Consider the following 26,194-nt stretch of genomic DNA (forward strand, 5'->3'; position numbering starts at 1 on the left):
CTGGCCCGATGAGAGTGGAGACGACCGCATGATCGCGACACGATCGCTGGCCGCCCTGGGGGCGCTGACGCTGCTCGGCCTGGGCGCCTGCGCGCCGACCGTCCACGTGAAGGTCGACCCGATCACCATCTACGCCAAGCTGGACGCCAACGTCCGGCTGAGCCTGGACGAGGACGTGAAGGCCTTGATCCAGAAGAACCCGAACCTCTTCTAGGAGCATGACCATGCAGACCAGAGACATGCTCGGGATCGGCGCGGCCGTCATGGCGGCGCTCGTCCTGCCCACCGCGGGCTTCGCCCAGAGCGCCGCCGCCAAGGCCGCAGTCGACGCCGCCAAGGCCGCCGGCATCGTCGGCGAACAGGCCGACGGCTTCCTGGGGTTCGTGGTCGCCTCCCCCGATCCGGCGCTGAAGGCGGCGGTGGCGGAGATCAACGCCGGCCGCGCCCAGCTCTACCGCGAAGCCGCGGCGAAGAACGGCGTCTCGCCCGAGGCCGCCGGCGCCTCGGCGTTCCGGCAGGTGGTGCAGGCCAAGCTGAAGCCGGGCGAATACTTCAAGCCGGCCGGCGGCGGCTGGGTCAAAAAATAGCGCGGGCGACCGGCCGGGAACGTGGCGACGCGGTCCGGCCGGTCCTCCCGCGCCAGCCTCAGTCCAGCACGCGGTAGGCGGGCAGGGTGAGGAACTCCTCGAAGGTTTCCGACAGGCTCATGTCGGCGAAGATCCTGATCGCCTCGGCGAAGCGGCCGCCGTCGAAGGCGCCGGCCGGCAGGGTCTGGCGCAGCGCCGCCATCTCCTCGTCCAGCAGCTGACGGAACAGCTCCGGCGTCACCTCGCGGCCGTCGGCCAGCGTCGCCTTGTGGTGGATCCACTGCCAGATCTGCGCGCGGCTGATCTCGGCGGTCGCGGCGTCCTCCATCAGGTTGTAGAGCGGCACCGCGCCCCGACCCCGCAGCCAGGCCTCGATGTACTGGACGCCGACCCGGATGTTCTCGCGCAGGCCGTTTTCGGTGCGCTGGCCCTCGTGGACCCTCAGCAGGTCCGCGCGGCTGACGTTGACGTCCTCGCGCCGCTTGTCGAGCTGGTTGGGGCCCGGCATCAGCCGGTCGAAGACCTCCATGGCCACCGGCACCAGGTCCGGGTGGGCGACCCAGGTGCCGTCGTGGCCGTTGCTGGCCTCGCGCTCCTTGTCGGCCCGGACCTTGGCGAAGGCCGCCTCGTTGGCGGCGGGATCACCCTTCACCGGGATCTGCGCGGCCATGCCGCCCATGGCGAAGGCGCCGCGCCGGTGGCAGGTCTGGATGAGCTTCAGCGAATAGGCGTTGAGGAAGGCCTGGCCCATGGTCATCACGCCGCGGTCGGGGGTCAGGGCGTCGGGGTGGGCCTTCAGCCGCTTGATGAACGAGAAGATGTAGTCCCAACGGCCGCAGTTCAGACCCGCCATGTGGTCGCGCAGCTCGTAGAGGATCTCGTCCATCTCGAAGGCGGCCGGCAGGGTCTCGATCAGCACGGTGACCTTGATGGTCCCGTTGGGCAGGCCGAGCGCCTCCTGCGCGTAGACGAAGACCTCGTTCCACAGCCGCGCCTCGAGGTGGCTCTCCATCTTCGGCAGGTAGAAGTAGGGACCCGTGCCGGCGGCCACCTGGGCCTTGGCGTTGTGGAAGACGTAGAGCCCGAAGTCGAACAGGCTGCCGCTCATCTCCTCGCCGTCCACCAGCACGTGGGCCTCCGGCAGGTGCCAGCCGCGGGGGCGGACGATCAGGGTCGCGACCTGGTCCTTCAGGGCGTAGCTCTTGCCGCTGGCAGCGTCGGTGAAATCGAGCTTGCCGGCCCAGCGGTCCTTCAGGTTGACCTGGCCCTCGATCATGTTGGCCCAGGTCGGCGAGGAGGCGTCCTCGAAGTCGGCCATGAACACCTTGGCCCCGGAGTTCAGGGCGTTGATGATCATCTTGCGGTCGACCGGTCCGGTGATCTCCACCCGGCGGTCCTGCAGGTCGGCGGGGATCGGCGCCACCTTCCAGTCGCCGTCGCGGACCTTGGCGGTCTCGGCCAGGAAGTCGGGTTTGGAGCCGGAATCGAAGCGGGTCTGGCGCTCGTCGCGCAGCGCCAGGAGCTCAAGGCGGCGGTCGTTGAACCGTCGGTGCAACTCGGCCAGCAAGGCCAGGGCCTCCGGCGTCAGCACCTCGGCGGCGCGCCCTTCGACGGCCCCCTTGATCTGAACGGCGGATCGGGCGGCGAGATCGACGGACATGGAACGTCTCCGGGCGGAGGTCTGCGGGCGGGCGACTAATATGGTCCCGAATATGGTCCCGAAAAGTGGCTCCCCGCCATGGCCATGTGGCGACGGGGAGCCGTGGTCTTCGGGCGACCTAGTCTTTTGGCGACCTAATTCGGCAACACCAGTTGTTCGGCGGCGATGGCGTAGCGGGCGGTGGCGCAGCTGCGGGTCTCTTCGGAGATCCGCCGCCACACGGCGCGGGCTTCGTCGCGGCTGTCGAAGGGGCCCAGCACCTGCGGCGGCCCGTTCTTCAGCGCCTTGAAGGCGAGGCAGCTGTACTCGCCGCCGACGACCCAGAAGCGTTCCATGCTCATCTCTCCGCTCAAGCGAACTGGTTCATGGTGTTGTGGACGCCGCCGGCCTTCAGCGCCGCTTCGCCGGCGAAGTATTCCTTGTGGTCGTCGCCGATGTCCGAGCCGGACATGTTCTGGTGCCGGACGCAGGCGATGCCCTGGCGGATCTCCTGGCGCTGGACGTTGAGGACGTAGCCCAGCATGCCCGCCGCGCCGAAGTACTCCTTGGCCAGGTTGTCGGTGGACAGCGCGGCGGTGTGATAGGTCGGCAGGGTGATCAGGTGGTGGAAGATCCCCGCCCGCTTTGCGCCGTCGGCCTGGAAGTTGCGGATCCGCTCGTCGGCCTCGATCGCCAGGTCGGTGGTGTCGTAGTCGACGCTCATCAGCCTGGCGCGGTCGTAGGCCGACACGTCCTTTCCGGCCGCGACCCAGGCGTCATAGACCTGCTGGCGGAAGTTCAGCGTCCAGTTGAACGACGGCGAGTTGTTGTAGACCAGCTTGGCGTTGGGGATGACCGCGCGGATGCGGTCCATCATGCCGGCGATCTGCTCGACGTGCGGCTTCTCGGTCTCGATCCACAGCAGGTCCGCGCCGTTCTGCAGCGAGGTGATGCTGTCCAGCACGCAGCGGTCCTCGCCGGTGCCGGGCCGGAACTGGAAGAGGTTCGAGGGCAAGCGCTTGGGCCGCAGCAGCTTGCCGTTGCGGTTGAGGATCACGTCCCCGTTGCTGAGCTTGTCGGGCGTGATCTCCTCGCAGTCGAGGAAGCTGTTGTACTGGTCGCCCAGGTCGCCCGGCGCATGGCTGACGGCGATCTGCTTGGTCAGGCCAGCGCCGAGCGAGTCGGTGCGGGTGACGATGACGCCGTTGTCGACGCCCAGTTCCAGGAAGGCGTAGCGGCAGGCGCGGACCTTGGCGAGGAAGTCCTCGTGCGGGACGGTGACCTTGCCGTCCTGGTGGCCGCACTGCTTCTCGTCGGAGACCTGGTTCTCGATCTGCAGGGCGCAGGCCCCCGCCTCGATCATCTTCTTGGCCAAGAGGTAGGTCGCCTCGGCGTTGCCGAAGCCGGCGTCGATGTCGGCGATGATCGGCACGACGTGGGTCTGGAAGTTGTCGATGGCGTCCTGCAGCGCCTCTTCCTTCGCCGCGTCGCCGGCCGCGCGGGCGGCGTCGAGGTCGCGGAACAACATCCCCAGCTCGCGGGCGTCGGCCTGGCGCAGGAAGGTGTAGAGCTCTTCGATCAGCGCCGGCACCGAGGTCTTCTCGTGCATCGACTGGTCCGGCAGCGGGCCGAACTCCGAGCGCAGCGCCGCGACCATCCACCCCGACAGGTACAGGTACTTACGGTCCGTGGTCCCGAAGTGCTTCTTGATGGAGATCATCTTCTGCTGGCCGATGAAGCCGTGCCAGCAGCCCAGCGACTGGGTGTAGTTGGCCGAGTCCGCGTCATAGGCGGCCATGTCCCGGCGCATGATGTCGGCCGTGTAGCGGGCGATCTCCAGGCCGGTCTTGAAGCGATTCTGGAGCCGCATGCGGGCCACCGATTCCGCATCGATGCCGTCCCACGTGCCGTTCTTGCTTTGGATGAGCTGGCTCATCTCGATGATGTGGTCCTGGTAAGCCATGTGCCTCTTCCGCGATCAGACGTACAAATGCCCGGCCGCCGCTGTGACAAGCCTTGCAGTGGTTTAACTCTTGATTTCGCTAAAGGGACAGGCGCGCCGCGTTGCGAAAAGGCGTGGGTGTCACACCCGAACCTTGTCACTATTGTAAATCTGTGACAATCACACAGGCATGGCCTTAGCCGCGACTGACCGAAAGCTGTTCCTGGGCGCCCGGATGAAACGCCTGAGGCGTGACCTGGGGCTCACCCAAACCCGCATGGCCGAGGACCTGGGCGTGTCGCCGAGCTACCTGAACCTGCTGGAACGCAACCAGCGGCCGGTGACGGCGCAGGTGCTGCTGCGGCTGGCCGAGACCTATGACCTGGATCTCAAGAGCCTGTCGTCGGATCCGGAGTCGGCCAGCGCCACGGGCCTGGCGGAGGTGTTCTCCGACCAGATGTTCCGCGACCTGGCGGTGGCCCGCCACGAGGTCGCCGAGGTCGCCGACAGCGCGCCGGGCGTCTCCGAGGCGATCGTGCGCCTCTACCGGGCCTATCTCGACCAGCGCCGGATGACCGACCTCGGCGCGGTCGGCCGGCCCGAGGACGGCGCGCCGCAGCCGGTGGTGATGCCGTCCGACTGGGTGCGCGACTTCATCCAGGCCCAGAAGAACTATTTCGGCGACCTGGAGGAGGCCGCCGATGCGCTCTCCGCCGAGCTGAAGCCCGAGCCGCAGGACTTCGCCGGCGCGGCGCGCGCCCGGCTGGCGGCCAGGCACGGCATCCAGGTGCGGGTGGTGCCGGTGGATGTGCTGCCGGAGAGCGTGCGCCGGTTCGACCACCATCGCCGCCGGCTGTTCCTGTCCGAGGTGCTGACCGGGGCCGGCCGCGCCTTCTCGCTGGCCTACCAGCTGGCGGTGCTGGAGAACGGCGAGCTGCTGGAGGCCCTGGCCGAGCGCGCCGCGCCCCCCGACCGGCCGACCCGCAACCTCTTGAAGGTCAGCCTCGCCAACTATCTGGCCGCCGCGGTGCTGATGCCCTACGCCGCCTTCCACGACGCGGCCGAACACACCGCCTACGACATCGAGCTGATCCGCGCCCGGTTCGGGGTCTCGTTCGAACAGGCCTGCCACCGGCTGACCACGATGGCGCGGCCGGGCGCGCGGGGCGTGCCCTTCTTCATGGTGCGGGTGGATTCGGCCGGCAACATCTCCAAGCGGTTCGCGGGCTCGGCCTTCCCGTTTTCGCGCTTCGGCGGCGCCTGCCCGCGCTGGAACATCCACTCCAGCTTCCGCACCCCCAGCCGCATCGTCACCCAGATCGTCGAGACGCCGGACGGCCAGCGCTACTTCACCATGGCCCGCACCGTGGCGCGCATCGCCACCCCCTACGCGGGCGAGGATTCCGAGCTCGCCATCGGCATGGGCTGCGAGCTGAAATACGCCGAGCGCCTGGTCTATTCGCGCGGCCTCGACCTGAAGGAGCCGGTGGCCACCCCGATCGGGCCGGCGTGCCGGATCTGCGAGCGGCCGGCCTGCCCGCAGCGCGCGGCCGAGCCGATCAGCCGTACGCTGACGGTGGACGATTTCACCAAGTCGATCTCGCCCTACCCGTTCGCCTCGACCTGAAGGCGCATCCCCTCTGGCGCCACGCCCGCCGGCCGTGCACAAAGAGGGCTCAACGGGGGAGACCATGGCGCGCAGTGCGGTCCGATCGACCGACCGGTTCGAACGCAAGCGCGAGGCGATCCTCGACGCGGCGACGGAGATCCTCAACCGCCAGGGCGTCAAGGGCCTGACGCTCAGCGTGGCGGCCGCGGCGGTGGACCTCTCGACCACCAGCGTCACCTACTATTTCAAGCGCAAGGACGACCTCGCCGCCGCCTGCCTGATGCGCGGGGTCGACGCCCTGCAGCAGATGCTCGACGCGGCGCTGGAAGCCCCGACGCCCGCCGAACGGCTGCACGTCCTGCTCGAGCTCTACCTGGAGCGCGTGCGGCTGACGACGGTGGGCGAGGCGCCGCCGCTGCCGGTGCTGGCCGACATCCGCGCGCTCAACCAGCCGCGCCGCGGCGAGGTGTCCAAGGCGTTCGGCAAGATGTTCCGCCGCACCCGGGAGATCTTCGAGGCCGAGTCGCTGTCGTGGCTGTCGCGCGGCCGCCGCACGGCGCGCACCCACATGCTGCTGGAGCAGCTGTTCTGGGCCGGCGCCTGGCTGCCGAAGTACGACCCGGAGGACTACCCGCGCATCCGCGAGCGGATGTACGACATCCTGATCGGCGGCATGGCGGCGGAGACCTCCAGCTGGGGCCCGACGCCGATCCCGATGACCGAGCTCGCCCCGCGCGACCGCCAGGAGATGAGCCGCGAGACCTTCCTCCTGGCCGCCACCCGGCTGATCAACTCCCGGGGCTATCGCGGCGCCTCGGTGGACAAGATCTCCGCCGAGCTGAACGTCACCAAGGGCAGCTTCTACCATCACAACGACGCCAAGGACGACCTGGTGGTGGCCTGTTTCGACCGCACCTTCGACGTCATGCGGCGGGTGCAGAGGCTGGCCATGGCGCTGCCCGGCGACGAGTGGACCAGGCTGTCGAGCGCCGCCGCCGCCCTGGCCGAGTTCCAGCTTTCCGAGCACGGCCCGCTGCTGCGGAGCTCGGCCCTGACCGCCCTGCCCGAGCCGATCCGGCTGGAGATGGTGCAGCATTCCAACCGGGTGTCCGACCGCTTCGCCTCGATGATCTCCGACGGCATCGCCGAGGGCTCGCTGCGGCCGGTGGACCCGTTCATCGCCGCGCAGATGCTGAACGCCACCCTGAACGCCGGCGCGGAGCTGGGCTTCTGGGTGCCCGGGGTCAGCCAGAAGGCGGCGCCGGCGGTGTTCGCCCGGCCGCTGCTGATGGGAATCTTCGAGAAGTAGCGCCCCGCCCTCGCGCCTAGCCCACCCGCTCCACCGCCCCGCTTGCGCCGACCTCCAGGCGCGCGGCCTCGGCCAGCGCCGCGGCGTCGCGCAGCCGTTCCAGGTTCCGCTCATGGGTGGCGCGGTCGATCTTGTAGAGGTTGAGGACGGCGATCGAGGCGCCGCTCAGCAGCGCGATGGCCGGCAGGTAGATCAGCGCCAGGTGGCGCACGATGGCAGGGTCCACCGTGCCCGGCAGGGCGTGGGCTGGGAACTTCACCAGGCTGATCATCAGGCCGGCCAGGAAGGCGCCCAGGCCGGTGGTGATCTTCGGCACCAGGCCGTTGGCGGCGAACAGCACGCCCTCCGACCGCACTCCCGACTTCACCGCATGGTCCTCCACCACGTCGGCGGTCATCGAGGTGAGGATCACATAGGCCATCAGGGCGAGCGCGGCGGTGACCACCACGTCGATGAACAGCAGGACGTAGAGCACGCCCGAGCCGTTGGGCGGCATGACGCCCGCCATCCGCGCCGCGATCGGCATCAGCGAGGTCACCAGGGAGACCGAGAACAGGCCGACCATGGCCTCCTTCTTGCCGAACCGCTTGGCGATCGCCGGGGCCAGGAAGACGCCGATGACCGACGCCAGCAGCCCGCCCGAGGCCAGCGGGCCGATGGCCTGCGGCTTCAGCCCCCAGAGGTGCAGGTAGAAATAGGTCGAGAGGCCGGTGGTGATGCCGTAGGCCGCGCCGCCGAGCACGCTGGCCCCCATGATGGTGAGCAGCGACGGGTTGGCGAAGGTGGCGGCGATCTCGCGGAACGTCTCGACCACGCTGAGCTTGCGCGCCGGCGGCTGGTGCAGGCCGCGGATGCGGTTGTGGGTGGCCGCGGTCGAGGCGAGGATGGCCACCAGGATCACTCCGGCCGACAGCGTCCCGAACCGGGCGTAGGCGTCGCGGTTCAGCGCCCCGAGCGGGTTGGCCGCGTCCTGCCGCAGGAACACCGAATAGAGCAGGATGCCCATCACCGCGGCGGTGGCGATCATGAAGAACCACCGGTAGGCGAACAGCGAGGTGCGCTGGTCGTAGTCCGGCGCGAGCTCGGGCCCGAGCGCCGTGGACGGGATCTCGTAGCTGGCCAGCGAGATGCGCACGCCGATCAGCATCAGGATCGCGAAGGCGAAGGCCTCGGTGGCGCCCAGGCCCCGCGGCGCATGCCAGAGCAGGTAGAAGAACCCCGCCGCCGGCAGCGCCGAGCCGTACATGAAGGGGTGGCGTCGTCCCCACCCGGACCTCAGGTTGTCGGACCAGCGTCCGATCAGCGGATCGACCACCGCGTCGACGCACAGCGACAGCATGATGGCCGCGCCCACCCAGACGCCGGGGATGCCGATCACCTGGTTGAAATAGAGCTGCAGCACCGAGGCCGACAGCACCGCCAGCGACACCCCGTAGGAGATCGATCCGAGGCCGTAGCTGAGCTTGAGCGGCAGGGAGATGGCCGGCGCCGCCGGCTGCGAAGTGCTCATCGCTGGATGCCTCCCGCCGCGAGCGAGCGCGGTTCTTGTCCGGCGACGGTGGGCGAGGCCTCGGGAGCCGTCAACGGCTATGATCCCCGACCCCGGCATTTTTCGAATAATCGGCATGCTGGGGGCCATAGCAAACGGGGCGCGCCGTCGCCGGCGCGCCCCGTCCGCCGCAAAGAACGCCGAACTCAGAAGAACTTGTACTGCAGCTCCACGCCGACGGTCCGCGGCGGGGTGAGCTCGAGGTTCTGGGCCCCGTTCGCGAAGTTGAGGTTGCGCTGCGACCCCTGCACCGCGGCGTCATAGCCTTCCGTATCGAACACGTTGCGCACGTAGGCGATGATCACGTACTTGCCGTCGCGGGCGGTCCAGTTGGCGCGCAGGTCCACCTGGTCCCAGGCCGGAGCCTCGTTCCAGGGCCGCGAGAAGATGTTGGCGTAGGCCTTGGCGCGATAGATGTAGCTGGCGTTCAGGGTCAGCGTGCCCGGCGACAGGAAGAACGAATAGCCGGCGTTGAGGGCCACCTTGTGCTCCGGCGCCTGCGGCAGCCGGTTGCCGACCACGCTCACCGGCGTCGTCACCACGTTGTCGTTCACGTCCGAATAGACGCCGCTCTTCTCGATGCGGGTGTGGTCGAACGAGTAGTCGAGCGAGACCCGCAGCGGCTGGATGGGTTGCCAGATGGCGTCCACCTCCAGCCCGTCGGACAGCGACTCGGCGATGTTGATGAACTGGGTGACCGTGGTCGGCCCGATCTTCACCGACACCGGCGCCTGCAGGTTGTGATACTGCAGGTAGTAGACCGCGGCGTTGACCTGCAGCGTCGGGCCGAAGTTCTTCTTCAGGCCGATCTCGTAGGCGTCGACTGTCTCCGGAGCCGCCTCGGGGTTGGCGAGGCCGCTGCCGGCCGCCAGGCCGAAGGCCTTGTAGCCGCGGCTGTAGCGGGCGTAGCCCATGGTCCCTTCGCTCGGATCCCATTGCACGCCGAGGGTGCCGGTCCAGGCGTCGGAGGTGTCGCCCAGGTGGCGGACCATGTTCCCGGTGACCGGATCGATCTTGTACTGGGTGCAGACGCCGGCGGCGGTGCAGGTGACCGGGTCGGTGACGCCCTTGGCGCCCGCGGCGGTGGTGGTCGGGGCAAGCGTGGTGGTCAGGTCGAAGGCGCCGTTGCCGAGGCCGGTCAGCGGGGCCAGGGCGTTGCCGAGGCCCAGCGCCTGCCCGATGCCAGGCAGGGCGTTGATGTTGCCGAGCAGGCTGCCCCAGTTGGCCGCCGTGCCCGGACCAAAGCCGCCCAGGCCCAGCGCCGCATAAAGCCCCGGCATGCAGACGTCCGAGAAGCAGACCACCCGCTTGTATTCGGTGCCGTACTTGCGGTCCTTGGTGTAGCGCAGGCCGGCGGTGAACTTCAGGGTGTCGGTGGCCTTCCAGTCCAGCTGGCCGAAGGCGGCCTTGCTCTCGGTGGTCATGTCGTAGTCGCCGAGGTTCCAGGCGCCGCTCGGGTTCGGCGCGGCGCCGAGGACCGGATGCTGCAGCTGGGCGTTGTTCGGCTCGAAGAGGTCCGGCGACGGCGTCGAGGCCTGATATTTCTCGTGGTACTGGTAGAGGCCGAAGATCCATTGCAGCGGGGAATCGCCGGTCGAGGTGATGTTGATCTCGTTGCTGAACCACTTCGGGTGCTCGAAGTAGTGGTAGGTGTCCAGCCCGTCGACGGTCAGCGGTGCGCAGTCGGTGGGCGCGCGGCCGATCGAGAACAGAGTGTGGATCGTGTTGCAGATCGAGGTCGGCGCCAGCGGGATCTGGTAAGACTTGACGTTCGAGGCGTCGCCGTCGCCGTTCAGGTCGTAGTTATAGTTCTGCAGGCCGCCGATGTACTTAATGTCAAAGGTCGGCATGTGGTAGACGAAGCTGCCCGCCAGCACGTGGACGTTGTCCAGCGAGACGTGCAGCGGCGTGTTGGTGTTGAACTTGTGGGAATCCTGCAGGGCCGGGTTGGTGGTGGTCGTGCCGCCGTTGAACTGCTGCAGGCTGCCGGGAACGATGCCGCTCAGCCCGGTGTCCGGGGTGTAGCCGTGGACCGGGTTGTAGATGACCGGAAAGGCCGGATCCAGGAGGCCGGTCTCGTAAGGGGAATTCAGGTAGCCTGAGCGCGCGCCCGGGCCGCCGCGGTCATCCCATTTCAGGGACTCGTACTTGATCCAGGCCTCGGCGTGCTCGCCAAGGTTGGCGTCGATCTGGAACTGGTATTCCCACTCGTTCCGCTTCGAGCCTTCCGAGGGCATGCCCGGATTGACGTTTTCGAAGTAGCCGTCGCGCTGATCGAGCTTATAGCCGGCGACGCGGACCCGCAGGTTGTCGGTGATCGGCCCCGAGGCCGCAGCCTGGAAGTTGGTGTAGCCGTAGTTCTCGCCGATCGCCCGGACCTCCGCATAGGGATGGTCGGTCGGCCGCGGGGTGATGATGTTGATCGTGCCGCCGATGGCGTTGCGCCCGTAGAGGGTGCCTTGCGGGCCGCGCAGGACCTCCACCCGATCGGTCTCCAGCGGCGGGCCGCCGGCCAGGACCGTGGAGGTGGTGAACACCCCGTCGATGTAGATGGCCACCGCCGCGTCGACGGCGTGGATGTTGCTCAGCCGCCCGATGCCGCGGACGCTCGCCCGGTCCGAGAAGGTCGAATAGACCAGGCCCGGGGTGAAGTTGGTGTAGTCCTGGATCGTGGTGATCCCGAGCAGGTCGCGCTGCTTGCTGGTGAAGGCCGAGATGGCCACCGGCACGTCCTGCAGGCTCTGCTCCCGCTTCTCAGCCGTGACGACCAGTTCCTCGATGGTGTTGGAGCGTTGCGGGGCCGGCTGAGCGTGAGCCGCGCCCGCAATGAGGGCGACGGCCAGCGTGCTGGACGCCAGAAGGCGAGCCTTGGTGTTCAAATTTTCCTCCCCAGAGGTCTGTCAGAATAATTGACATTTCTATGTTTTTTTTCAGCCTGACGCAGGCGTCAACCTGCGTCAACAGCCTTGGCTGTTTTTGACGTCTGGTTCGAAAAATCGGTTTGGCGCGGGGCCGGCACCGGCTCCGCGGGCGGCGCGCGGGCGCCTAGGGGACGAGCACGATCTTGCCGACGTGGTCGCCGCTCTCCAGGTAGGCGTGGGCCTGGGCGGCCTCGGCCAGCGGGAAGGTGCGGTCCACCTGCGGCTTGACCTTGCCGGCGGCGATCCACGGCCAGACCACCCGCTCGACCTCGGCGGCCAGCCGCGCCTTCTCGTCGGCGTCGCGGGGGCGCAGGGTCGAGCCGGCCACCACCGCCCGCTTCTGCATCAGCCGGTAGATCGGCAGGGTGACGTCGCCGCCGGCCTGGGCGGCGATGAACACGATGCGGCCGCCGGTCTTCAGCGCATCCAGGTCCTTGGCGAAATAGTCGCCGCCGACCATGTCGAGCACCACGTCGACCCCGCCCTCGCGCTTGGCGGCCTCGGCGAAGTCTTCGGCGCGGGCGTCGACGGCCACATCGGCGCCCAGGGTCAGGGCAGCGGCGGCCTTGTCGGCCCCGCGGGCGGTGGCGATCACCTTGGCGCCGGCGGCCTTGCCGAGCTGGATCGCCGTCGTCCCGATCCCGGACGTGGCGCCGTGCACCATCAGCGTCTCGCCGGCCTTCAATGCGCCGTGCTCGAAGACGTTGGCGTAGACCGTGAACACCGTCTCCGGCAGGGCCGCGGCCTGGACGAAGTCGAGGCCGTCGGGGATCGGCAGCGCGTGGCGGGCGTCGCACACCGCGTACTCGGCGTAGCCGCCGCCGCCCAGCAGGGCGCAGACCCGGTCGCCGGCCTTCCAGCGGCCGGCCGCCTCGACCACCTCGCCGGCGATCTCCAGCCCAAGCGTGTCCGGCGCCCCCGGCGGCGGCGGATAGCCGCCCACCCGCTGCAGGATGTCGGGGCGGTTGATGCCGGCGGCGCGCACCCGGATCAGCACCTGGCCGGGACCGGGCGTCGGCCGCGCAATCTGCACCGGCCGCAAAGCCTGGGCCGGACCCTTGCCGCCCTCGATGCCGACGGCGGTCATGGTGGGCTGGTCGGATTGGCTCATGGGTGTGGCTCCGCTGAACTTGCGCAATCGCGCCTTGCGAGGTTGGATAGCGCCGGAGCGGGGGCCCGCAAAGGAGGCTCGCGAGAGTCATGGACGAACCGGCGGAAGTGCGGATCAGCCGCGGCCAGCGGCTGGTCGAGGCTGTGCGTGAGGACCTGGAGCTGTTCGGCGTCGCGGAGCTTGAGGAAAGGATCGACGTGCTGCGCTCGGAGATCGCCCGGGTGCAGGCGCAGATCGAGCGCAAGCGGGCGGGTCGGGCCGCAGCCGATGCGCTGTTTTCGTCGCGCTCAGCCTGAGCTTTTTCGGGTAATGGGCGTGGCACGGCGGTTGCACAGGACCGCACCGAAACCGACGACCGTCCTGCGGCAGGAAAGCTGAAGGGCCTTAGGGACCGAAATGAACAACGCAAACACCGTCCTGCCCTGGCGCGCTGGCGTGATTCAGGATTTCGCCCGCTCGGAGCTGTTCGAGCGGACCTTCCAGGAAGGGATGGACCTGGTCGAGGAGACCGCCGGCTATCTCGACGGCCCGGGCCGCCAGGAATCCAAGCTCCTGTCGCGCAACGCCGCCCTGGCCTACGCCTCGGAGAGCATGCGCCTCACCACACGGCTGATGCAGGTGGCCTCGTGGCTGCTGGTGCAGCGCGCGGTGCGCGAGGGGGACATGGCGCCCGACGCGGCCTGCGAGGACCGCTACCGCCTGTCGGCCGAAGAGGTGTGCCGCGGGGTCCCCGAGGAACCGGCCGAGGACGACCTGCCGGCCGGCCTGCTGATGCTGCTCGATCGGTCGGAGCGGCTCTACGAGCGGGTCCGCCACCTGGACCGGCGCATGTATGTCGAAGCCACCGTCGACGAGACGCCGCACCCGGTGCTCTCCCAGTTCGACCGCCTGAAGAGCGCGCTCGGCGGGTTCTGAGCTGACCCTCACCTTGTGATCCCGGGAGCCGCGCAACGGCTGTCCGGGATGACGGCGTTTGGGGGGAGGCCAGATACACAAACGCCGCGGACCTGTTGGGGCCGCGGCGCGCATGGACCCCCGGGACAGGCCCGGGGATGACGTCGTTCAAGCCTACTTCCGCGTGAAGGCGCCGAACTTGGCGTTGAAGCGCGAGACCCGGCCGCCGCGGTCGAGCAGCTGGTGGCCGCCGCCGGTCCACGCCGGGTGGGTCTTCGGATCGATGTCCAGGTTCAGGGTCGCGCCTTCCTTCCCGTAGGTGGAGCGCGTCTTGTAGGTGGTGCCATCCGTCATCACCACGGTGATGAAGTGGTAGTCGGGGTGGGTGTCTTGTTTCATCGCGCGGGCGCCTGACGTAAAGGAGCGGCCAAAGTGGAACGGCCGCCGGTGAGGGCGGCCTTTCAGGAAGCCGGGCGTATAGCCGAAAGCCCGGTCGAAATGCAAGGTGTGACGCGTATGAGTGAGCCAGCGGCCGCAGCCCCCCCATCGGACGCGGCGGCGCCGGGGCGGCCGAGCGCCGGCCAGTCCATGGTCCAGACGCTGGCCGAAGAGGCCACCCGGCGCGGTCGCAGCCGCAATATCGGGGCGCTCCGCCGCCTCGCCCCCTTCATCAGCCGCCACAAGCCCGACGCCGCCCTGGCGCTGGTCTTCCTGCTGTTCGCCACCGGGACCACCCTGTGGCTGTCCGGCGCGGTCCGGCTGCTGGTCGACCACCTCACCGGCCCCAACGCCACGCCGCGGCAGATCGACCGCTGGTTCCTGATCATGGGCGCCACCGCCGTCGGCCTCGGGATGGCCTCGGCGCTGCGCTACTACTTCACCACCAAGCTCGGCGAGCGGGTGGTGGCGGACCTGCGCAAGGCCACCTACGCCCACATCCTGACGCTGGACCCCGCCTTCTTCCTGGCCACCCGCACCGGGGAGGTGCTGTCGCGGCTCACCACCGACATCCAGATCGTCGAGAGCCTGATGGCCGCCTCGGTGTCGGTGGCGCTGCGCAACTTCCTGATGCTGCTGGGCGCGCTGGGCTTCCTGCTGGTGGTCAGCCCCCACCTCACCGGCCTGGTGCTGCTGCTGTTCCCGGTGGTGATCGTGCCGCTGTTCCTGTTCGGCCGCCGGGTGCGCAAGCTGACCGCCTCGGCCCAGGACCAGTTCGCCGAAGCGGTGGGCTTTGCCGGCGAGAGCCTGGACGCCCTGGAGACCGTGCAGGCCTTCGGCCGCCAGACCTCCGCCGCCGGCCGGTTCGCCGCCGCGGTGGAGCAGGCCTTCGCCACCTCGCTGCGGCGGATGCGGGCGCGGGCCTTCATGACCGCCCTGGTGATCAGCCTGGTGTTCGGCGGCGTGGTGGTGGTGTTCTGGCTGGGCGTCCACCAGGCGCTGAACGACCACCACTGGGGCAGCCTGTTCCAGTTCGCCTTCCTCTCCGTCCTGGCCGCCAGTTCGGTCGGCGCGCTGGGCGAGACCTGGGGCGACGTGCAGAAGGCGGCCGGCGCCATGGAGCGCGTCGGCGCCCTCCTAGACGCCCGGCCCGGCGTCGCCGCCCCGGCCCACCCCACCCCGCTGCCGCAGCCGCCGCGGGGCGAGGTGGCGTTCGAGAACGTCACCTTCGCCTATCCCGGCCGGCCCGACCTTCCGGCGCTCCGAGGCTTCAACCTGGCGGTGCGGCCGGGCGAGCGGGTGGCGCTGGTCGGTCCGTCGGGGGCGGGCAAGAGCACGGTCTTCCGCCTGCTGCTGCGGTTCTACGATCCGCAGGGCGGGCGCGTGCTGATGGACGGGGTCGACCTGCGCGACGCCGATCCCGCCGAGGTCCGGGCGCGCATGGCCCTGGTGGCGCAGGACTCGCCGCTGTTCTCCGGCTCCGCGCTGGACAACGTCCGCTTCGGCCGCGAGGACGCCAACCCCGAGGACATCCGCGACGCCATCCGCGCCGCCCAGGCCGAGGCCTTCCTGCAGGCCCTGCCGCAGGGGGCCGAGACCACCGTGGGCGAGCGGGCCCGCAGCCTCTCCGGCGGCCAGCGCCAGCGGCTGGCGATCGCCCGGGCCCTGGTCCGCGAGGCGCCGATCCTGCTGCTCGACGAGGCCACCAGCGCGCTGGACGCCGAGAACGAGCGGTTGGTGCAGCGCGCCCTCGACCAGGCCATGGTCGGCCGCACCACCCTGGTCATCGCCCACCGGCTGGCGACGGTGCTCAAGGCCGACCGCATCGTGGTGATGGACGAGGGCCGGGTGGTGGAGGAAGGCGCGCACGCCGAGCTGGTGGCGCGCAACGGCCTCTACGCCCGCCTCGCCGCCCTGCAGTTCGGCGAAGCGGCTTAACCGCGCGAGGCGACCGCCAGGCCGGGGAAGTCGCTGAACAGCCCGTCGACGCCGCTGGCCCACAGGGCGCGGTAGACCGCGTCGACGTCGCCGTGCTCCGTAGGCGAGGTCCCGCGCCACAAGCCTCGGGGCAGGAAGAAATTCTCCGCCCGCACCGTCCAGGGGTGCACCGCCAGCCCGGCGGCATGGGCGTCGCCTACCAGGGACGAGGCCGGACCGAGCGCCCCTTCGGGCGTGGCGGGGATCACCAGCGGCCATTCCGGACCGAGGCCGTCGGCGTAGGCCGCCACCGCCTGCAGACCGCCCGGCGTGATCATCTCGCGGTAGGTGACGGCGGGCAGGTCGGCGGGGCCGCCGGCGGCGGAGACCAGCTGGATCAGGCGCGCCCTGGACAGCGTGCGGAAGGTCTTCAGCGCCCCGACCTCGAAGCACTGCACGAAGACCGGGGCGGCGCGGCTGTCCAGGCCGTTGGCCTTCAGGGTGTCCAGCAGCCGGTGTTCGAGCCGCAGGCCGATGGAGGCGAAATAGGTCGGGTGCTTCATTTCCGGATAGGTGCCGATCGTCCGCCCCAGCCGGCGGCTCTCCACCTTCGCCAGGTCGAGCATCTCCTGGTAGGTCGGGATCGCCTCGCGGCCGTCGAAGGCGGCGCTGGCGGGCCGCAGCTGCGGCAGGCGCTCGCGGGCCCGCAGGGTCTTCAGCTCGGCGAGGGTGAAGTCCTCGGTGAACCAGCCCTCGATCGTCTGGCCGTCGATCACCTTGGTCGCCTTGCGGGCGGCGAACTCGGGGTGGCTGGCCACGTCGGTGGTGCCGGAGATCTCGTTCTCGTGGCGGACCACCAGGTGACCGTCCTTGGTGGGCACCAGGTCGGGCTCGATGAAGTCGGCGCCCTCGGCGATCGCCAGCCGATAGCCCATCAGGGTGTGCTCGGGCCGCTCGCCGCTGGCGCCGCGGTGGGCGATCACGATGGGTCGGGGCTTGGGCGATCCGGCCTTGGGCTGGGCGGCGGCGGGCATGGCGGCGAGGGCGGTGGCGGCGGCGAGCGCGCGGCGGCGGGTGAGGCTCATGGCCCCACCTTAGCTAGTCCGATGGCCGTCTGCCTATTTGGCCGCGCGCAGGCGCTCGATCAGCTGCGGATGGATCTCGAGGTTGGCGGCGCAGATCGAGCCGGTGACCAGCGGGTCGACCTGGCCCTCGGCGTCGGTGACCTTGCCGCCGGCCTCGGTGACCAGCAGGATCCCGGCCGCGATGTCCCAGCTCTGCAGGTCGCGCTCCCAGTAGCCGTCGTAGCGGCCGGCCGCGACCCAGGCGAGATCCAGCGCCGCGGAGCCGAAGCGGCGGACGCCGGCCACCCGCTGGCTGACCTGGTGCAGCTCCTTCAGGAAGGTGGCGTGCTGGCCGTGGCCCAGGAAGGGGATGCCGGTGGCCAGCACCGACTCGTCCATCCGCGTCCGCGCCGCGACCCGCAGCCGCTTGTCGTTGACGAAGCAGCCCTTGCCCTTCTCGGCCCAGAACAGCTCGTTGGTGACCGGGTTGTAGGTCACCGCGGCGACCACCGCGCCTTCGCGTTGCAGGGCGATGTTGATGGCGAAGTGCGGGATGGCGTGCAGGAAGTTGGTGGTGCCGTCCAGCGGGTCGACGAGCCAGGTGTGGGTCTTGTCGGTGCCCTCGATCATGCCGCGCTCTTCGCCCAGGAAGCCGTAGCCGGGACGGGCCTTAGTCAGCATCTCGAAGATGGTCTGCTCGGCCTTCAGGTCGGCGGCGGAGACGAAATCGGCCGGCGCCTTCTTGGCGACCTGCAGCTCGGCCAGCTCCCCGAAGTCGCGGTTGAGGCCGCGCGCCGCCTTGCGGGCGGCGTCGGACATGACCTTCAGCAGAGCCGATTGGGTGGACACTTGTGAGGCTGCTTTCTCGGGAATTCGGGCGCGGAACCTAGTGGTCGCACCCTCTTAAGGCAAGCTGACGGTCAGCCGCGCTCCGCGACGCCGGCCGCGATCTCGGCGTTCAGCGCCTTCGCCGCCGCCGCCGGACCCTCGCCATAAGACCAGACGCCGGCCGAAACCGCCACGAAGTCCGCCCCCGCCTTGGCGATCCCGCGCGCGGTCTCGACGGTGATCCCGCCGATCGCCACGCAGGGCACCTGCATGGTCTCCTGCCAGATGGTCAGGATCTCCGGCTCGGCGTGGGTGGGGGCTTCCTTGGTGGCGGTGGGGAAGAAGGCCCCGAAGGCCACGTAGTCGGCGCCGGCCTCGGCGGCCTCCATGGCCAGGTGGCGGCTGTCGTGGCAGGTGACGCCGACCATCCGGTCCTTGCCCACCAGCCGGCGGGCCTCGGCGTAGGAGCCGTCGTCCTGGCCGATGTGCACCCCGTCGCAGCCGAGGCTGGCGGCGAGGTCGGGGCGGTCGTTGAGGATCACCGCCACCTCGCGGGCCTGGGCGATGGGCGCCAGCGCATCGACCGCGGCGGCGACCACCTCGTCGGGGACCTCCTTCAGCCGGATCTGCAGGGCGGCGACATCGCCGGCGTCGAGCGCCTGGGCGAGCACACGGCCGAACGCGGCCAGGTCGTCGAGCCTGGGCGGGGTGATCAGGTAGAGGCGGCAAAGGGGCGTGACCATCCCGCGCCGTAGAGCATCATCGGAGCATCGCCTTCAAGAGGTAGGCGACGGCGGCGGTCCCGAAGGCGGCGCCCAGCGACAGCGCGGCGAACCACGCCAGCCGCTTCCAGAGCGGGGCCAGGGGCGCGCCCGGCTCGGGCGGCGGCTCAATGATAGCCCGCATCGGCCCCCACCTTGCCGCGGAACAGCCAGTAGACCCACACCGTGTAGCCGAGGATCGCCGGCAGCAGGATGGCCGCGCCCAGCAGCAGCAGGGCCAGCGCATTGTCGGCGTTGGCCGCCTGCCGGAAGGTCATCGCGTAGGGCACGATGTTGGGGAAGAACCCCGCCGCCAGGCCGAGGTAGCCGGAGAGGAAGACCAGGTAGGCGCCGACGAAGGGCATGCGGTGGGCCTGGCGGCGGAGACCGAGCGCCACCAGCCCCAGGCCGACCAGGCCCAGAAGCGGGATCGGCGAAAGCGTCGCGAGCCGGCCCAGGTCGACGGCTCCGCCTTCGAAGCCCCAGCGCGCCGCCACCCGCGGCAGCCGCAGCAGGGTGGCGAGGCTGACCGCCGCCAGCAGGACGGCGGTGGCGGCCGCGGCCATCGCGGCCCAGCGCCGGGCGCGGCCATGCAGGGCGTCCTCGGTCTTCAGCACCAGCCAGCAGGCGCCGAGCAGGGCGTAGCCCGCCACCAGGCCCGCGGCGACCAGCAGGCTGTAGGGCGTCAGCCAGTCGAAGGTCCCGCCGGCGAACTGGCCGCCGCGCAGGGTCACGCCCTGGATAAAGCCGCCGAGCACCAGCCCCTGCGCCACCGTCGCCGTGAACGAGCCGCCGGCGAAGGCGGCGGTCCAGAACCGCTTGCCGCGCCGGCGTCCCCGCAACCGGAACTCGAACGCCACGCCGCGGAAGATCAGCGCCATCAGCATCAGCAGGATCGGCGCGTAGAGGGCCGGCAGGATGGCCGCGTAGGCGAACGGGAAGGCCGCGAACAGGCCGGCGCCCCCCAGCACCAGCCAGGTCTCGTTGCCGTCCCAGATGGGCGCGACGGTGTCCATCATCACGTCGCGCTCGTGCGGCGAGCCGGCGAACGGGAACAGGATGCCGATCCCCAGGTCGAAACCGTCCAGCAGCACGTACATCAGGACCGCGACCGCGATGATGCCGGCCCAGATCAGCGGCAGGTCGAGGGTCATGGCAGAGCCTCCGGGTCCGGCTCGTCCGGGGCCGCGCCGAGGGCGTAGCCCGGCGGGCGCGGCTTGGCCGGCGCGGCGGCGTCGGGCTCCGCCCGGGCCTGCGGTCCGTCGGCGATCAGGCGGAAGATGTAGAGCACGCCGGCGCCGAAGATGGTCGCGTAGACGATCATGAACGCCAGCAGCGAGGCCGAGACCGGGCCCGCCCCGACCGGTGAGACGGCGTCGGCGGTGCGCACCAGGCCGTAGACCACGTAGGGCTGGCGACCGACCTCGGCCACGGTCCAGCCGGCCACCACCGACACGAAGCCCGCCGGGCCCATGGCCACGCAGGCGCGCAGGAACCATCGGGAATGCTCAGGCCCCGCGGTGCGCCAGATCAGCCACGCGCCCCACAGGCCCAGGCCGATCATCGCCAGCCCCAGGCCGACCATCACCCGGAACGCCCAGAAGACGATGAACACCGGCGGCCGGTCCCGCGGCGCGAAGGCTTTCAGCCCCTTGATCTCGGCGTCCATGCGGCCGGCGGTGATGAAGCTGCCGAGCTTGGGGATGGAGATTTCCCAGCGGTTGCCCGCCCGCGCCCGATCCGGCCAGGCGACGATGTGGAAGGCCTGCCCGGCGCGGGTCTCCCAGAACGCCTCGATGGCCGCGAGCTTGGCGGGCTGTACGTGGAGCAGCATCTTGCCGGAGGCGTCGCCGACCAGCAGCTGCAGCGGCGCGACGACGGCGAACATGCCGATCGCCATCTTCAGGGCGATGCGAGATTCCGCCTCCTGCGGGGTCTTCAGCAGCCGCCAGGCCGAGGCCGCGCCGACCACCAGCGAGGTGGTGAGATAGGCCGCCAGCACCATGTGGACGAAGCGCGGCGCAAAGCTCGGCGAGAAGATCACCTGCATCCAGTTCACCGCCCGCAGCGCGCCGTCCGCCAGGCGGACGTAGCCGCTGGGCGATTGCATCCAGCTGTTGGCCGAGATGATCCAGAAGGCGGAGATGACGGTGCCGACCGCCACCAGGGCGGTGGCGGTGAAGTGCAGCCGCGGCCCGACCTTGCGCCAGCCGAACAGCATCACGCCCAGGAAGCTCGCCTCGAGGAAGAAGGCGGTCAGCACCTCGAAGGCGAACAGCGGCCCGATGACCGGGGCGACGGTCGCCGCATAGACGCTCCAGTTGGTGCCGATCTCGTAGGAGATCACCACGCCGGTGACGACGCCCATGCCGAAGGAGATGGCGAAGATCTTGATCCAGAACAGATAAAGGGTTTTGAACGCCTCTTTCCCGGTGCTCAGCCAGAGCCCTTCGAGCACCGCCAGGTAGCTGGCGAGACCAATGGTGAAGCTTGGAAAGATGATGTGGAACGCGATCGTGAAGGCGAACTGCAGCCGCGATAACAAAAGCGCGTCGAGTTCCATGTCGCAGCCTCCCGTCCGACTGTAGAACACCTGGCGGAGGCGGTCGACGTTTGCGACATTCCGGTCGCGGGTCGGGCGCCGACCGGTCACGGCGCAACAAGCTGTGCCGGAACCAAGCGGATGGTCCGGGGATTTGCACGACGGGAATGATCGCGGGAGGCGAGGAATGCAAGCCAGCGTGCGCGAGGCCGTCGACAGCCTCGCCAACAGCCGCGGACGTTCGACGCGGCACATCCTGGTGGGCCTTGGCCTGACCGCCGGCGCCGTGCTGGCCTCCGCGGCCATCGCCCGGATCTACGCCCCCGCCACCGACAACCCGGAGGTCTACTCCGACTACGAGGAGCTGGAGGAGCCCTCGTCGAAGCCGCCGCGGGCGGTGTTCTCGCTGATCTGGCCGCCGCTGTTCATGGCGCTGACGCTGTCGGGCCTGCGCATCTGGAACGCGCCGAAAAGCGCGGCCCGCACCCAGGCCCTGACCCTCTGGGGCGTGGTGCAGGGGCTGAACGCGGTGTGGATGGCGCTCGGGCCCCGCCGGCTGGGCGGCCAGCTGACCACGGCGGTGGCTTCGCTGGGCACCGCCGGCGCCTATGTGTGGCGCGCCCGGCGGGTCGATCCCCCGGCCGCGAACATGGTGGCCCCCTATGTCGGCTGGATCGGCTTCGCCAACGTGCTGTCCGAGGAGCTATGGCGCCGGAACGCGACGGCCGCGACGCTCCACTAGGACCATTGCCACGCTCCGCGCGGCGCCCCTAGGCTCCACGCCAAGAACATAAGCCTGTGGGAGCGGGGCGATGGCGACGTTGACGGACGGAGTGCGGACGCGCGCGGGCGGCGACCGGCTGGTGATCGCCGGGGCCTCCGCGGGCACGGTGTTCGAGTGGTACGACTTCTACCTGTACGGCTCGCTGGCGAGCTTCATCACCCAGCACTTCTTCTCCGGGGTCAACGCCACCACCGGCTACATCTTCGCCCTGCTGGCCTTCGCCGCCGGCTTCGCGGTGCGGCCGTTCGGAGCCCTGGTGTTCGGGCGGCTGGGCGACCTGTGGGGCCGCAAGAACACCTTCCTGGTGACGATGATGCTGATGGGGCTGTCCACCTTCGTGGTCGGCCTGCTGCCGGGCTACGACCAGATCGGGGTGGCCGCGCCGGTGCTGCTGATCGTCATGCGGCTGATCCAGGGCCTGGCGCTCGGGGGCGAGTACGGCGGCGCCGCCACCTACGTCGCCGAGCACGCGCCGCCCGGCAAGCGCGGCCTCTACACCAGCTGGATCCAGACCACCGCGACGCTCGGCCTGTTCCTCAGCCTGGTGGTGATCCTGCTGGTCCGCGGCCAGGTGGGCGAGGAGGCCTTCAAGGCCTGGGCCTGGCGCATCCCCTTCCTGGTCTCCATCGTCCTGCTCGGCGTCTCGCTGTGGATCCGGCTGCGGCTGAACGAGAGCCCGGTGTTCCAGCGGATGGTCGCCGAGGGCAAGGGCTCGACCCGGCCGCTGACCGAGAGCTTCGCCCGCTGGCCCAACCTGAAGCTGGTGCTGCTGGCGCTGTTCGGCCTCACCGCCGGCCAGGCGGTGGTCTGGTACACCGGCCAGTTCTACGCCCTGTTCTTCCTGGAGAAGACGCTGCGGGTCGACGGGGCGCTGACCAACGGGCTGGTGGCGACAGCCCTGCTGCTCGCGACGCCGTTCTTCCTGGTGTTCGGCTGGCTGTCCGACAAGATCGGCCGCAAGCCGATCATCCTGGCCGGCTGCCTGCTGGCCGCGCTGACCTACTTCCCGATCTTCAAGGCGCTGACGGCGGCGGCCAATCCGCAGCTGGCCGCGGCCAGCGCCAGCGCGCCGGTGACGCTGGTGGCCGATCCGGCGGACTGCACCTTCCAGTTCGACCCGGTGGGCAAGCAGGTGTTCGCCTCCTCATGCGACCTGGCGAAGTCGGCCCTGGCCAACGCCGGCGTCTCCTACGCCAACCAGGCCGCGCCGCCCGGCGCGACGGCCGTGGTGCGGATCGGGCCGACGCAGATCTCCAGCTTCAGGGGCGCGGGGCTGCCGGCCCCGGAGCTCAAGGCCCGCAAGGCCGACTGGACCAAGACGCTGGGCGACGCGCTGACCGCCGCCGGCTATCCCGCCAAGGCCGATCCGGCGACCATGAACAAGCCGCTGGTGGTGGCCCTGCTGTGGCTGCTGGTGCTCTACGTGACCATGGTCTACGGCCCGATCGCCGCGGCGCTGGTGGAGATGTTCCCGGCGCGGATCCGCTACACCTCGATGAGCCTGCCCTACCACATCGGCAACGGCTGGTTCGGCGGCTTCCTGCCCACCACCGCCTTCGCCATGGTCGCCGCCACGGGCAACATCTACTACGGCCTCTGGTATCCGGTGGTGATCGCCACCGTCACGTTCGTGGTCGGCCTGCTGCTCGTGAAGGAGATGCGCGGCGCCTCGATCGAGGCCTGAGCCCTCAGCGCTGGTCGTCGGGATCAAAGCGGTCGTCGTAGCCGTGGTTGGCGGAGTAGAAGGCCAGCCACATCAGGAAGCCGGTGAGCGCGCCGACCACCAGCAGGCCGCCGGCCACATAGGGCCAGATCGGGCCCAGGCTGCGCCATCCGCCGCCGAGCTTCGAGCCCTCGAAGAAGGCCCAGCCGGCGAACACCGCGAACGCCGCGAGCCCGAGGAAGGCCAGGCTGAGAACCAGAGCGTGCTTGCGCATGGCCGATCAATGACCGGCGCGGGCCACGGTTCCTACGGCAAGGCCTGGCGACCCTGGCCTATTCGGCGGCCTGGCGGGTGATGCCGATCTTCGGGGCCAGTTCGCCGGAGGCGTAGCGCTTGGCCATGGCCGACATCGGGACCGGCTTGATCTTGCTGGCCCAGCCGGTGGTCCCGAACTCCTCGAAGCGCTGGCGGCAGATCGCGCGCATCGCGTCCATGGCCGGCTTCAGGTACTTGCGCGGGTCGAATTCGGCGGGGTTCTCGGCGAACACCTTCCGGATCGCGCCGGTCATCGCCATGCGGTTGTCGGTGTCGATGTTGATCTTGCGCACGCCGTGCTTGATGCCGCGCTGGATCTCCTCCACCGGCACGCCCCAGGTCTGGGGCATCTCGCCGCCGTACTGGTTGATGATGTCCTGCAGGTCCTGCGGCACCGAGGAGGAGCCGTGCATCACCAGGTGGGTGTTGGGCAGCCGGCGGTGGATCTCCTCGATCACGTTCATCGCCAGGACGTCGCCGTCCGGCTTGCGGGTGAACTTGTAGGCGCCGTGGCTGGTGCCCATGGCGATGGCCAGGGCGTCGACCTCGGTGGCCTTCACGAAGTCCACGGCCTGGTCGGGATCGGTGAGCAGCTGGTCGTGGCCGAGCTTGCCTTCGAAGCCGTGGCCGTCCTCCTTCTCGCCCATGCCGGTCTCGAGGCTGCCCAGCACGCCGAGCTCGCCCTCGACGCTGGCGCCCACCCAGTGGGCCATGTCGACGACGCTGCGGGTGACGCGGACGTTGTAGTCGTAGTCGGCCGGGGTCTTGGCGTCGGCCTTCAGCGAGCCGTCCATCATCACGCTGGTGAAGCCGTACTGGATCGCGGTGGCGCAGGTCGCCTCGTTGTTCCCGTGGTCCTGGTGCATGCAGATCGGGATGTGCGGATACATCTCGCACAGGGAGTCGATCAGCCCCTTGAGCACGATGTCGTTGGCGTAGGAGCGCGCCCCGCGGCTGGCCTGGATGATCACCGGCGCGTCGACCGCGTCGGCGGCTTCCAGGATCGCCAGCCCCTGCTCCATGTTGTTGATGTTGAACGCGGGCACGCCGTAGCCCTGCTCGGCGGCGTGATCGAGAAGCTGTCGTAGTGTGATCCTGGCCATCGCCTAGTCCCCGCCTAATCCTTTATCGGGCCAGGGCCGCCACCCCTGGCAGCTCCTTGCCTTCCATCCATTCCAAGAACGCCCCGCCGGCGGTCGAGACGAAGGTGAAATCTTCCGTCACGCCGGCCGCGTTGAGGGCCGCCACCGTATCACCACCACCGGCGACCGCCACCAGCCTGCCGTCTTTGACCAGCTGGGCTGCGCATCGCGCTGTCTCAACGGTTGCGCGGTCGAAGGGTTTCACCTCGAAGACGCCGAGCGGTCCGTTCCAGATCAGGGTCTTGCTGTTGGCCAGCGCGCGGCAGAGGCGCTCGGTGGTTTCCGGGCCGGCGTCGAGGATCCGCTCGTCCTCGTCCACCTCGCCGACGCCGCGGACGCGGGCGGCGGCGCCGGGGACCAGCTTCTCGGCCACCACGATGTCGATCGGCAGGAAGAGCTTGCAGTTGTTCTGGCCGGCCAGGCGGATGATCTCCCGCGCGGTGTCCGCCAGGTCCTTCTCGCAGTAGGAGGCGCCGACGTCGTGGCCCTGGGCGTAGAGGAAGGTGTTGGCCATCCCGCCGCCGATCGCCAGCTTGTCGAGCCGGGTGACCAGGTTGCGCAGGAGGTCGAGCTTGGTGGACACCTTCGAGCCGCCGACGATGCCCATCACCGGTCGCTCCGGATGGCCCAGCGCCTTGTCGAGCGCCGTCAGCTCCAGCCGCATCTGCTCGCCGGCGTAGGCGGGCAGCAGGTGCGCCACGCCCTCGGTGGAGGCGTGCGCGCGGTGCGAGGCGGAGAAGGCGTCGTTGACGTAGAGGTCGCCGTTGGCGGCCAGGGCCTTGGCGAACTCGGGGTCGTTCGTTTCCTCGCCCGGGTGGAAGCGGACGTTCTCCAGCAGCAGCACGTCGCAGGGCGCCATGGCGTTCACGGCGCTCTCAGCCACCGGGCCGATGCCGTCCTCGGCGAAGGCCACCGGCGCGGCGAGCAGCCTGGCGAGCGGCTCGACGATCGGCCTGAGGCTCATCTCCGGCACGCGCTTGCCCTTCGGCCGGTCGAAGTGGGCGAGCAGGATGACCTTGGCCCCGCCCGCGCGCAGCTTCCCGATGGTCGGCAGGGCGGCGCGAAGACGGGTGTCGTCGGTGACCCTGCCGTCCTCCATGGGCACGTTGAAGTCCACCCGAACCAGGGCGCGCTTGCCCGCCAGTTCGGCCTCGTCGAGGGTCCTGAATCTCATCGGGC

General features: G+C 69.8%; 24 protein-coding genes and 1 pseudogene. 9 read left to right on the plus strand and 16 right to left on the minus strand.

Annotated elements, in window-relative coordinates; all coding sequences use genetic code 11:
• Positions 1-28 precede the first annotated feature (28 nt).
• The gene (locus DJ021_RS04585) at positions 29-214 is read left to right on the plus strand and encodes a YnbE family lipoprotein (protein WP_111456420.1); all 186 of its coding nucleotides are present in this window, start codon (positions 29-31) and stop codon (positions 212-214) included.
• Between the two features lie 4 nt (positions 215-218).
• Positions 219-587 carry a YdbL family probable chaperone protein gene (locus DJ021_RS04590; RefSeq protein WP_111456421.1) on the plus strand — a complete coding sequence of 123 codons (369 nt, stop codon included), beginning with the start codon at positions 219-221 and terminating at the stop codon, positions 585-587.
• A gap of 58 nt (positions 588-645) precedes the next feature.
• Here the strand turns inward: DJ021_RS04590 and aceB are convergent, their stop codons facing one another.
• The 3 genes from aceB to DJ021_RS04605 form a co-directional block, all read right to left on the minus strand.
• Entirely contained in the window at positions 646-2,247 is a 1,602-nt protein-coding gene (gene aceB / locus DJ021_RS04595) for a malate synthase A (protein ID WP_111456422.1), read from the minus strand.
• Positions 2,248-2,381: 134 nt separating this feature from the next.
• Positions 2,382-2,582, minus strand: a complete 201-nt coding sequence (locus DJ021_RS04600; RefSeq protein ID WP_111456423.1) for a DUF4170 domain-containing protein — start codon at positions 2,580-2,582, stop codon at positions 2,382-2,384.
• A gap of 14 nt (positions 2,583-2,596) precedes the next feature.
• Positions 2,597-4,189: an isocitrate lyase gene (locus DJ021_RS04605; protein ID WP_111456424.1), complete on the minus strand. Its 1,593-nt coding sequence runs from the start codon at positions 4,187-4,189 to the stop codon at positions 2,597-2,599.
• Between the two features lie 214 nt (positions 4,190-4,403).
• Between DJ021_RS04605 and DJ021_RS04610 the strand changes: the two genes are divergently transcribed.
• The gene (locus DJ021_RS04610) at positions 4,404-5,795 is read left to right on the plus strand and encodes a helix-turn-helix domain-containing protein (protein WP_424443725.1); all 1,392 of its coding nucleotides are present in this window, start codon (positions 4,404-4,406) and stop codon (positions 5,793-5,795) included.
• A 64-nt stretch (positions 5,796-5,859) separates the two neighbouring features.
• Positions 5,860-7,086: a TetR/AcrR family transcriptional regulator gene (locus tag DJ021_RS04615; RefSeq protein WP_111456426.1), complete on the plus strand. Its 1,227-nt coding sequence runs from the start codon at positions 5,860-5,862 to the stop codon at positions 7,084-7,086.
• A gap of 16 nt (positions 7,087-7,102) precedes the next feature.
• On the opposite strand, the gene DJ021_RS04620 is transcribed toward DJ021_RS04615, so the two are convergent.
• The 3 genes from DJ021_RS04620 to DJ021_RS04630 form a co-directional block, all read right to left on the minus strand.
• Positions 7,103-8,596 carry an MFS transporter gene (locus DJ021_RS04620; RefSeq protein WP_165837113.1) on the minus strand — a complete coding sequence of 498 codons (1,494 nt, stop codon included), beginning with the start codon at positions 8,594-8,596 and terminating at the stop codon, positions 7,103-7,105.
• A gap of 185 nt (positions 8,597-8,781) precedes the next feature.
• Positions 8,782-11,514 (minus strand): TonB-dependent receptor, encoded by a 2,733-nt coding sequence (locus tag DJ021_RS04625; RefSeq protein ID WP_111456428.1) that lies wholly within the window; start codon positions 11,512-11,514, stop codon positions 8,782-8,784.
• Between the two features lie 166 nt (positions 11,515-11,680).
• Complete coding sequence (locus DJ021_RS04630) at positions 11,681-12,667, minus strand: NAD(P)H-quinone oxidoreductase (RefSeq protein ID WP_165837114.1); 987 nt, start codon at positions 12,665-12,667, stop codon at positions 11,681-11,683.
• Between the two features lie 89 nt (positions 12,668-12,756).
• On the opposite strand from DJ021_RS04630, the gene DJ021_RS04635 reads away from it, so the two are divergent.
• Positions 12,757-12,963 carry a DUF1192 domain-containing protein gene (locus DJ021_RS04635; RefSeq protein WP_111456429.1) on the plus strand — a complete coding sequence of 69 codons (207 nt, stop codon included), beginning with the start codon at positions 12,757-12,759 and terminating at the stop codon, positions 12,961-12,963.
• 100 nt (positions 12,964-13,063) lie between these two features.
• Positions 13,064-13,582 (plus strand): protease adaptor protein RcdA, encoded by a 519-nt coding sequence (gene rcdA, locus DJ021_RS04640; RefSeq protein WP_111456430.1) that lies wholly within the window; start codon positions 13,064-13,066, stop codon positions 13,580-13,582.
• 153 nt (positions 13,583-13,735) lie between these two features.
• On the opposite strand, the gene rpmE is transcribed toward rcdA, so the two are convergent.
• Positions 13,736-13,960, minus strand: coding sequence for a 50S ribosomal protein L31 (gene rpmE, locus DJ021_RS04645; protein ID WP_111456431.1), 225 nt, complete (start codon positions 13,958-13,960; stop codon positions 13,736-13,738).
• 117 nt (positions 13,961-14,077) lie between these two features.
• Between rpmE and DJ021_RS04650 the strand changes: the two genes are divergently transcribed.
• A complete protein-coding gene (locus DJ021_RS04650) occupies positions 14,078-15,937 on the plus strand; it encodes an ABC transporter transmembrane domain-containing protein (RefSeq protein WP_111456432.1) in 1,860 nt (619 codons plus the stop codon).
• Here the strand turns inward: DJ021_RS04650 and DJ021_RS04655 are convergent.
• The 6 genes from DJ021_RS04655 to DJ021_RS04680 form a co-directional block, all read right to left on the minus strand.
• Positions 15,934-17,001, minus strand: a complete 1,068-nt coding sequence (locus tag DJ021_RS04655; RefSeq protein ID WP_111456433.1) for a glycerophosphodiester phosphodiesterase — start codon at positions 16,999-17,001, stop codon at positions 15,934-15,936. The genes DJ021_RS04650 and DJ021_RS04655 overlap by 4 nt on opposite strands.
• 33 nt (positions 17,002-17,034) lie before the next feature.
• The gene (locus DJ021_RS04660; RefSeq protein WP_111456434.1) at positions 17,035-17,829 is read right to left on the minus strand and encodes an inositol monophosphatase family protein; all 795 of its coding nucleotides are present in this window, start codon (positions 17,827-17,829) and stop codon (positions 17,035-17,037) included.
• A 71-nt stretch (positions 17,830-17,900) separates the two neighbouring features.
• On the minus strand, positions 17,901-18,551 hold the full coding sequence (gene thiE / locus DJ021_RS04665; RefSeq protein ID WP_111456435.1) for a thiamine phosphate synthase: 651 nt from the start codon (positions 18,549-18,551) through the stop codon (positions 17,901-17,903).
• 16 nt (positions 18,552-18,567) lie between these two features.
• Positions 18,568-18,714 carry a DUF2474 domain-containing protein gene (locus DJ021_RS04670; protein ID WP_111456436.1) on the minus strand — a complete coding sequence of 49 codons (147 nt, stop codon included), beginning with the start codon at positions 18,712-18,714 and terminating at the stop codon, positions 18,568-18,570.
• The gene (gene cydB, locus DJ021_RS04675) at positions 18,698-19,723 is read right to left on the minus strand and encodes a cytochrome d ubiquinol oxidase subunit II (RefSeq protein ID WP_111456437.1); all 1,026 of its coding nucleotides are present in this window, start codon (positions 19,721-19,723) and stop codon (positions 18,698-18,700) included. Before cydB ends, DJ021_RS04670 begins: the two co-directional genes overlap by 17 nt.
• Positions 19,720-21,132, minus strand: a complete 1,413-nt coding sequence (locus DJ021_RS04680; RefSeq protein WP_111456438.1) for a cytochrome ubiquinol oxidase subunit I — start codon at positions 21,130-21,132, stop codon at positions 19,720-19,722. The genes cydB and DJ021_RS04680 overlap by 4 nt, the downstream gene beginning before the upstream one ends.
• Positions 21,133-21,298: 166 nt before the next feature.
• On the opposite strand from DJ021_RS04680, the gene DJ021_RS04685 reads away from it, so the two are divergent.
• Entirely contained in the window at positions 21,299-21,853 is a 555-nt protein-coding gene (locus DJ021_RS04685) for a TspO/MBR family protein (protein ID WP_111456439.1), read from the plus strand.
• A 54-nt stretch (positions 21,854-21,907) separates the two neighbouring features.
• Positions 21,908-23,579: pseudogene (locus DJ021_RS04690) on the plus strand (MFS transporter).
• A gap of 4 nt (positions 23,580-23,583) precedes the next feature.
• On the opposite strand, the gene DJ021_RS04695 reads toward DJ021_RS04690, so the two are convergent.
• The 3 genes from DJ021_RS04695 to DJ021_RS04705 are packed head-to-tail and all read right to left on the minus strand — an operon-like array spanning position 23,584 to position 26,189.
• Positions 23,584-23,832, minus strand: coding sequence for a hypothetical protein (locus DJ021_RS04695; RefSeq protein ID WP_111456441.1), 249 nt, complete (start codon positions 23,830-23,832; stop codon positions 23,584-23,586).
• Positions 23,833-23,890: 58 nt separating this feature from the next.
• Positions 23,891-24,976 carry a class II fructose-bisphosphate aldolase gene (gene fba, locus DJ021_RS04700; protein WP_111456442.1) on the minus strand — a complete coding sequence of 362 codons (1,086 nt, stop codon included), beginning with the start codon at positions 24,974-24,976 and terminating at the stop codon, positions 23,891-23,893.
• Between the two features lie 22 nt (positions 24,977-24,998).
• Positions 24,999-26,189, minus strand: coding sequence for a phosphoglycerate kinase (locus tag DJ021_RS04705; RefSeq protein ID WP_111456443.1), 1,191 nt, complete (start codon positions 26,187-26,189; stop codon positions 24,999-25,001).
• Positions 26,190-26,194: the final 5 nt, after the last annotated feature.

Origin of the sequence: Phenylobacterium hankyongense (genome assembly GCF_003254505.1) — a bacterium.
Classification (GTDB): domain Bacteria; phylum Pseudomonadota; class Alphaproteobacteria; order Caulobacterales; family Caulobacteraceae; genus Phenylobacterium; species Phenylobacterium hankyongense.

Coding starts and splice junctions, on each gene's coding strand:
- rpmE (WP_111456431.1), bottom strand. CDS start 13,960: ATGAAACAAGACACCCACCCCGACTACCACTTCATCACCGTGGTGATG.
- DJ021_RS04635 (WP_111456429.1), top strand. CDS start 12,757: ATGGACGAACCGGCGGAAGTGCGGATCAGCCGCGGCCAGCGGCTGGTC.
- DJ021_RS04630 (WP_165837114.1), bottom strand. CDS start 12,667: ATGAGCCAATCCGACCAGCCCACCATGACCGCCGTCGGCATCGAGGGC.
- fba (WP_111456442.1), bottom strand. CDS start 24,976: ATGGCCAGGATCACACTACGACAGCTTCTCGATCACGCCGCCGAGCAG.
- DJ021_RS04685 (WP_111456439.1), top strand. CDS start 21,299: ATGCAAGCCAGCGTGCGCGAGGCCGTCGACAGCCTCGCCAACAGCCGC.
- DJ021_RS04650 (WP_111456432.1), top strand. CDS start 14,078: ATGAGTGAGCCAGCGGCCGCAGCCCCCCCATCGGACGCGGCGGCGCCG.
- rcdA (WP_111456430.1), top strand. CDS start 13,064: ATGAACAACGCAAACACCGTCCTGCCCTGGCGCGCTGGCGTGATTCAG.
- DJ021_RS04655 (WP_111456433.1), bottom strand. CDS start 17,001: ATGAGCCTCACCCGCCGCCGCGCGCTCGCCGCCGCCACCGCCCTCGCC.
- DJ021_RS04615 (WP_111456426.1), top strand. CDS start 5,860: ATGGCGCGCAGTGCGGTCCGATCGACCGACCGGTTCGAACGCAAGCGC.
- DJ021_RS04705 (WP_111456443.1), bottom strand. CDS start 26,189: ATGAGATTCAGGACCCTCGACGAGGCCGAACTGGCGGGCAAGCGCGCC.
- DJ021_RS04590 (WP_111456421.1), top strand. CDS start 219: ATGACCATGCAGACCAGAGACATGCTCGGGATCGGCGCGGCCGTCATG.
- thiE (WP_111456435.1), bottom strand. CDS start 18,551: ATGGTCACGCCCCTTTGCCGCCTCTACCTGATCACCCCGCCCAGGCTC.
- DJ021_RS04695 (WP_111456441.1), bottom strand. CDS start 23,832: ATGCGCAAGCACGCTCTGGTTCTCAGCCTGGCCTTCCTCGGGCTCGCG.
- cydB (WP_111456437.1), bottom strand. CDS start 19,723: ATGACCCTCGACCTGCCGCTGATCTGGGCCGGCATCATCGCGGTCGCG.
- aceB (WP_111456422.1), bottom strand. CDS start 2,247: ATGTCCGTCGATCTCGCCGCCCGATCCGCCGTTCAGATCAAGGGGGCC.
- DJ021_RS04605 (WP_111456424.1), bottom strand. CDS start 4,189: ATGGCTTACCAGGACCACATCATCGAGATGAGCCAGCTCATCCAAAGC.
- DJ021_RS04670 (WP_111456436.1), bottom strand. CDS start 18,714: ATGCGGGCTATCATTGAGCCGCCGCCCGAGCCGGGCGCGCCCCTGGCC.
- DJ021_RS04585 (WP_111456420.1), top strand. CDS start 29: ATGATCGCGACACGATCGCTGGCCGCCCTGGGGGCGCTGACGCTGCTC.
- DJ021_RS04680 (WP_111456438.1), bottom strand. CDS start 21,132: ATGGAACTCGACGCGCTTTTGTTATCGCGGCTGCAGTTCGCCTTCACG.
- DJ021_RS04620 (WP_165837113.1), bottom strand. CDS start 8,596: ATGAGCACTTCGCAGCCGGCGGCGCCGGCCATCTCCCTGCCGCTCAAG.
- DJ021_RS04610 (WP_424443725.1), top strand. CDS start 4,404: ATGAAACGCCTGAGGCGTGACCTGGGGCTCACCCAAACCCGCATGGCC.
- DJ021_RS04600 (WP_111456423.1), bottom strand. CDS start 2,582: ATGGAACGCTTCTGGGTCGTCGGCGGCGAGTACAGCTGCCTCGCCTTC.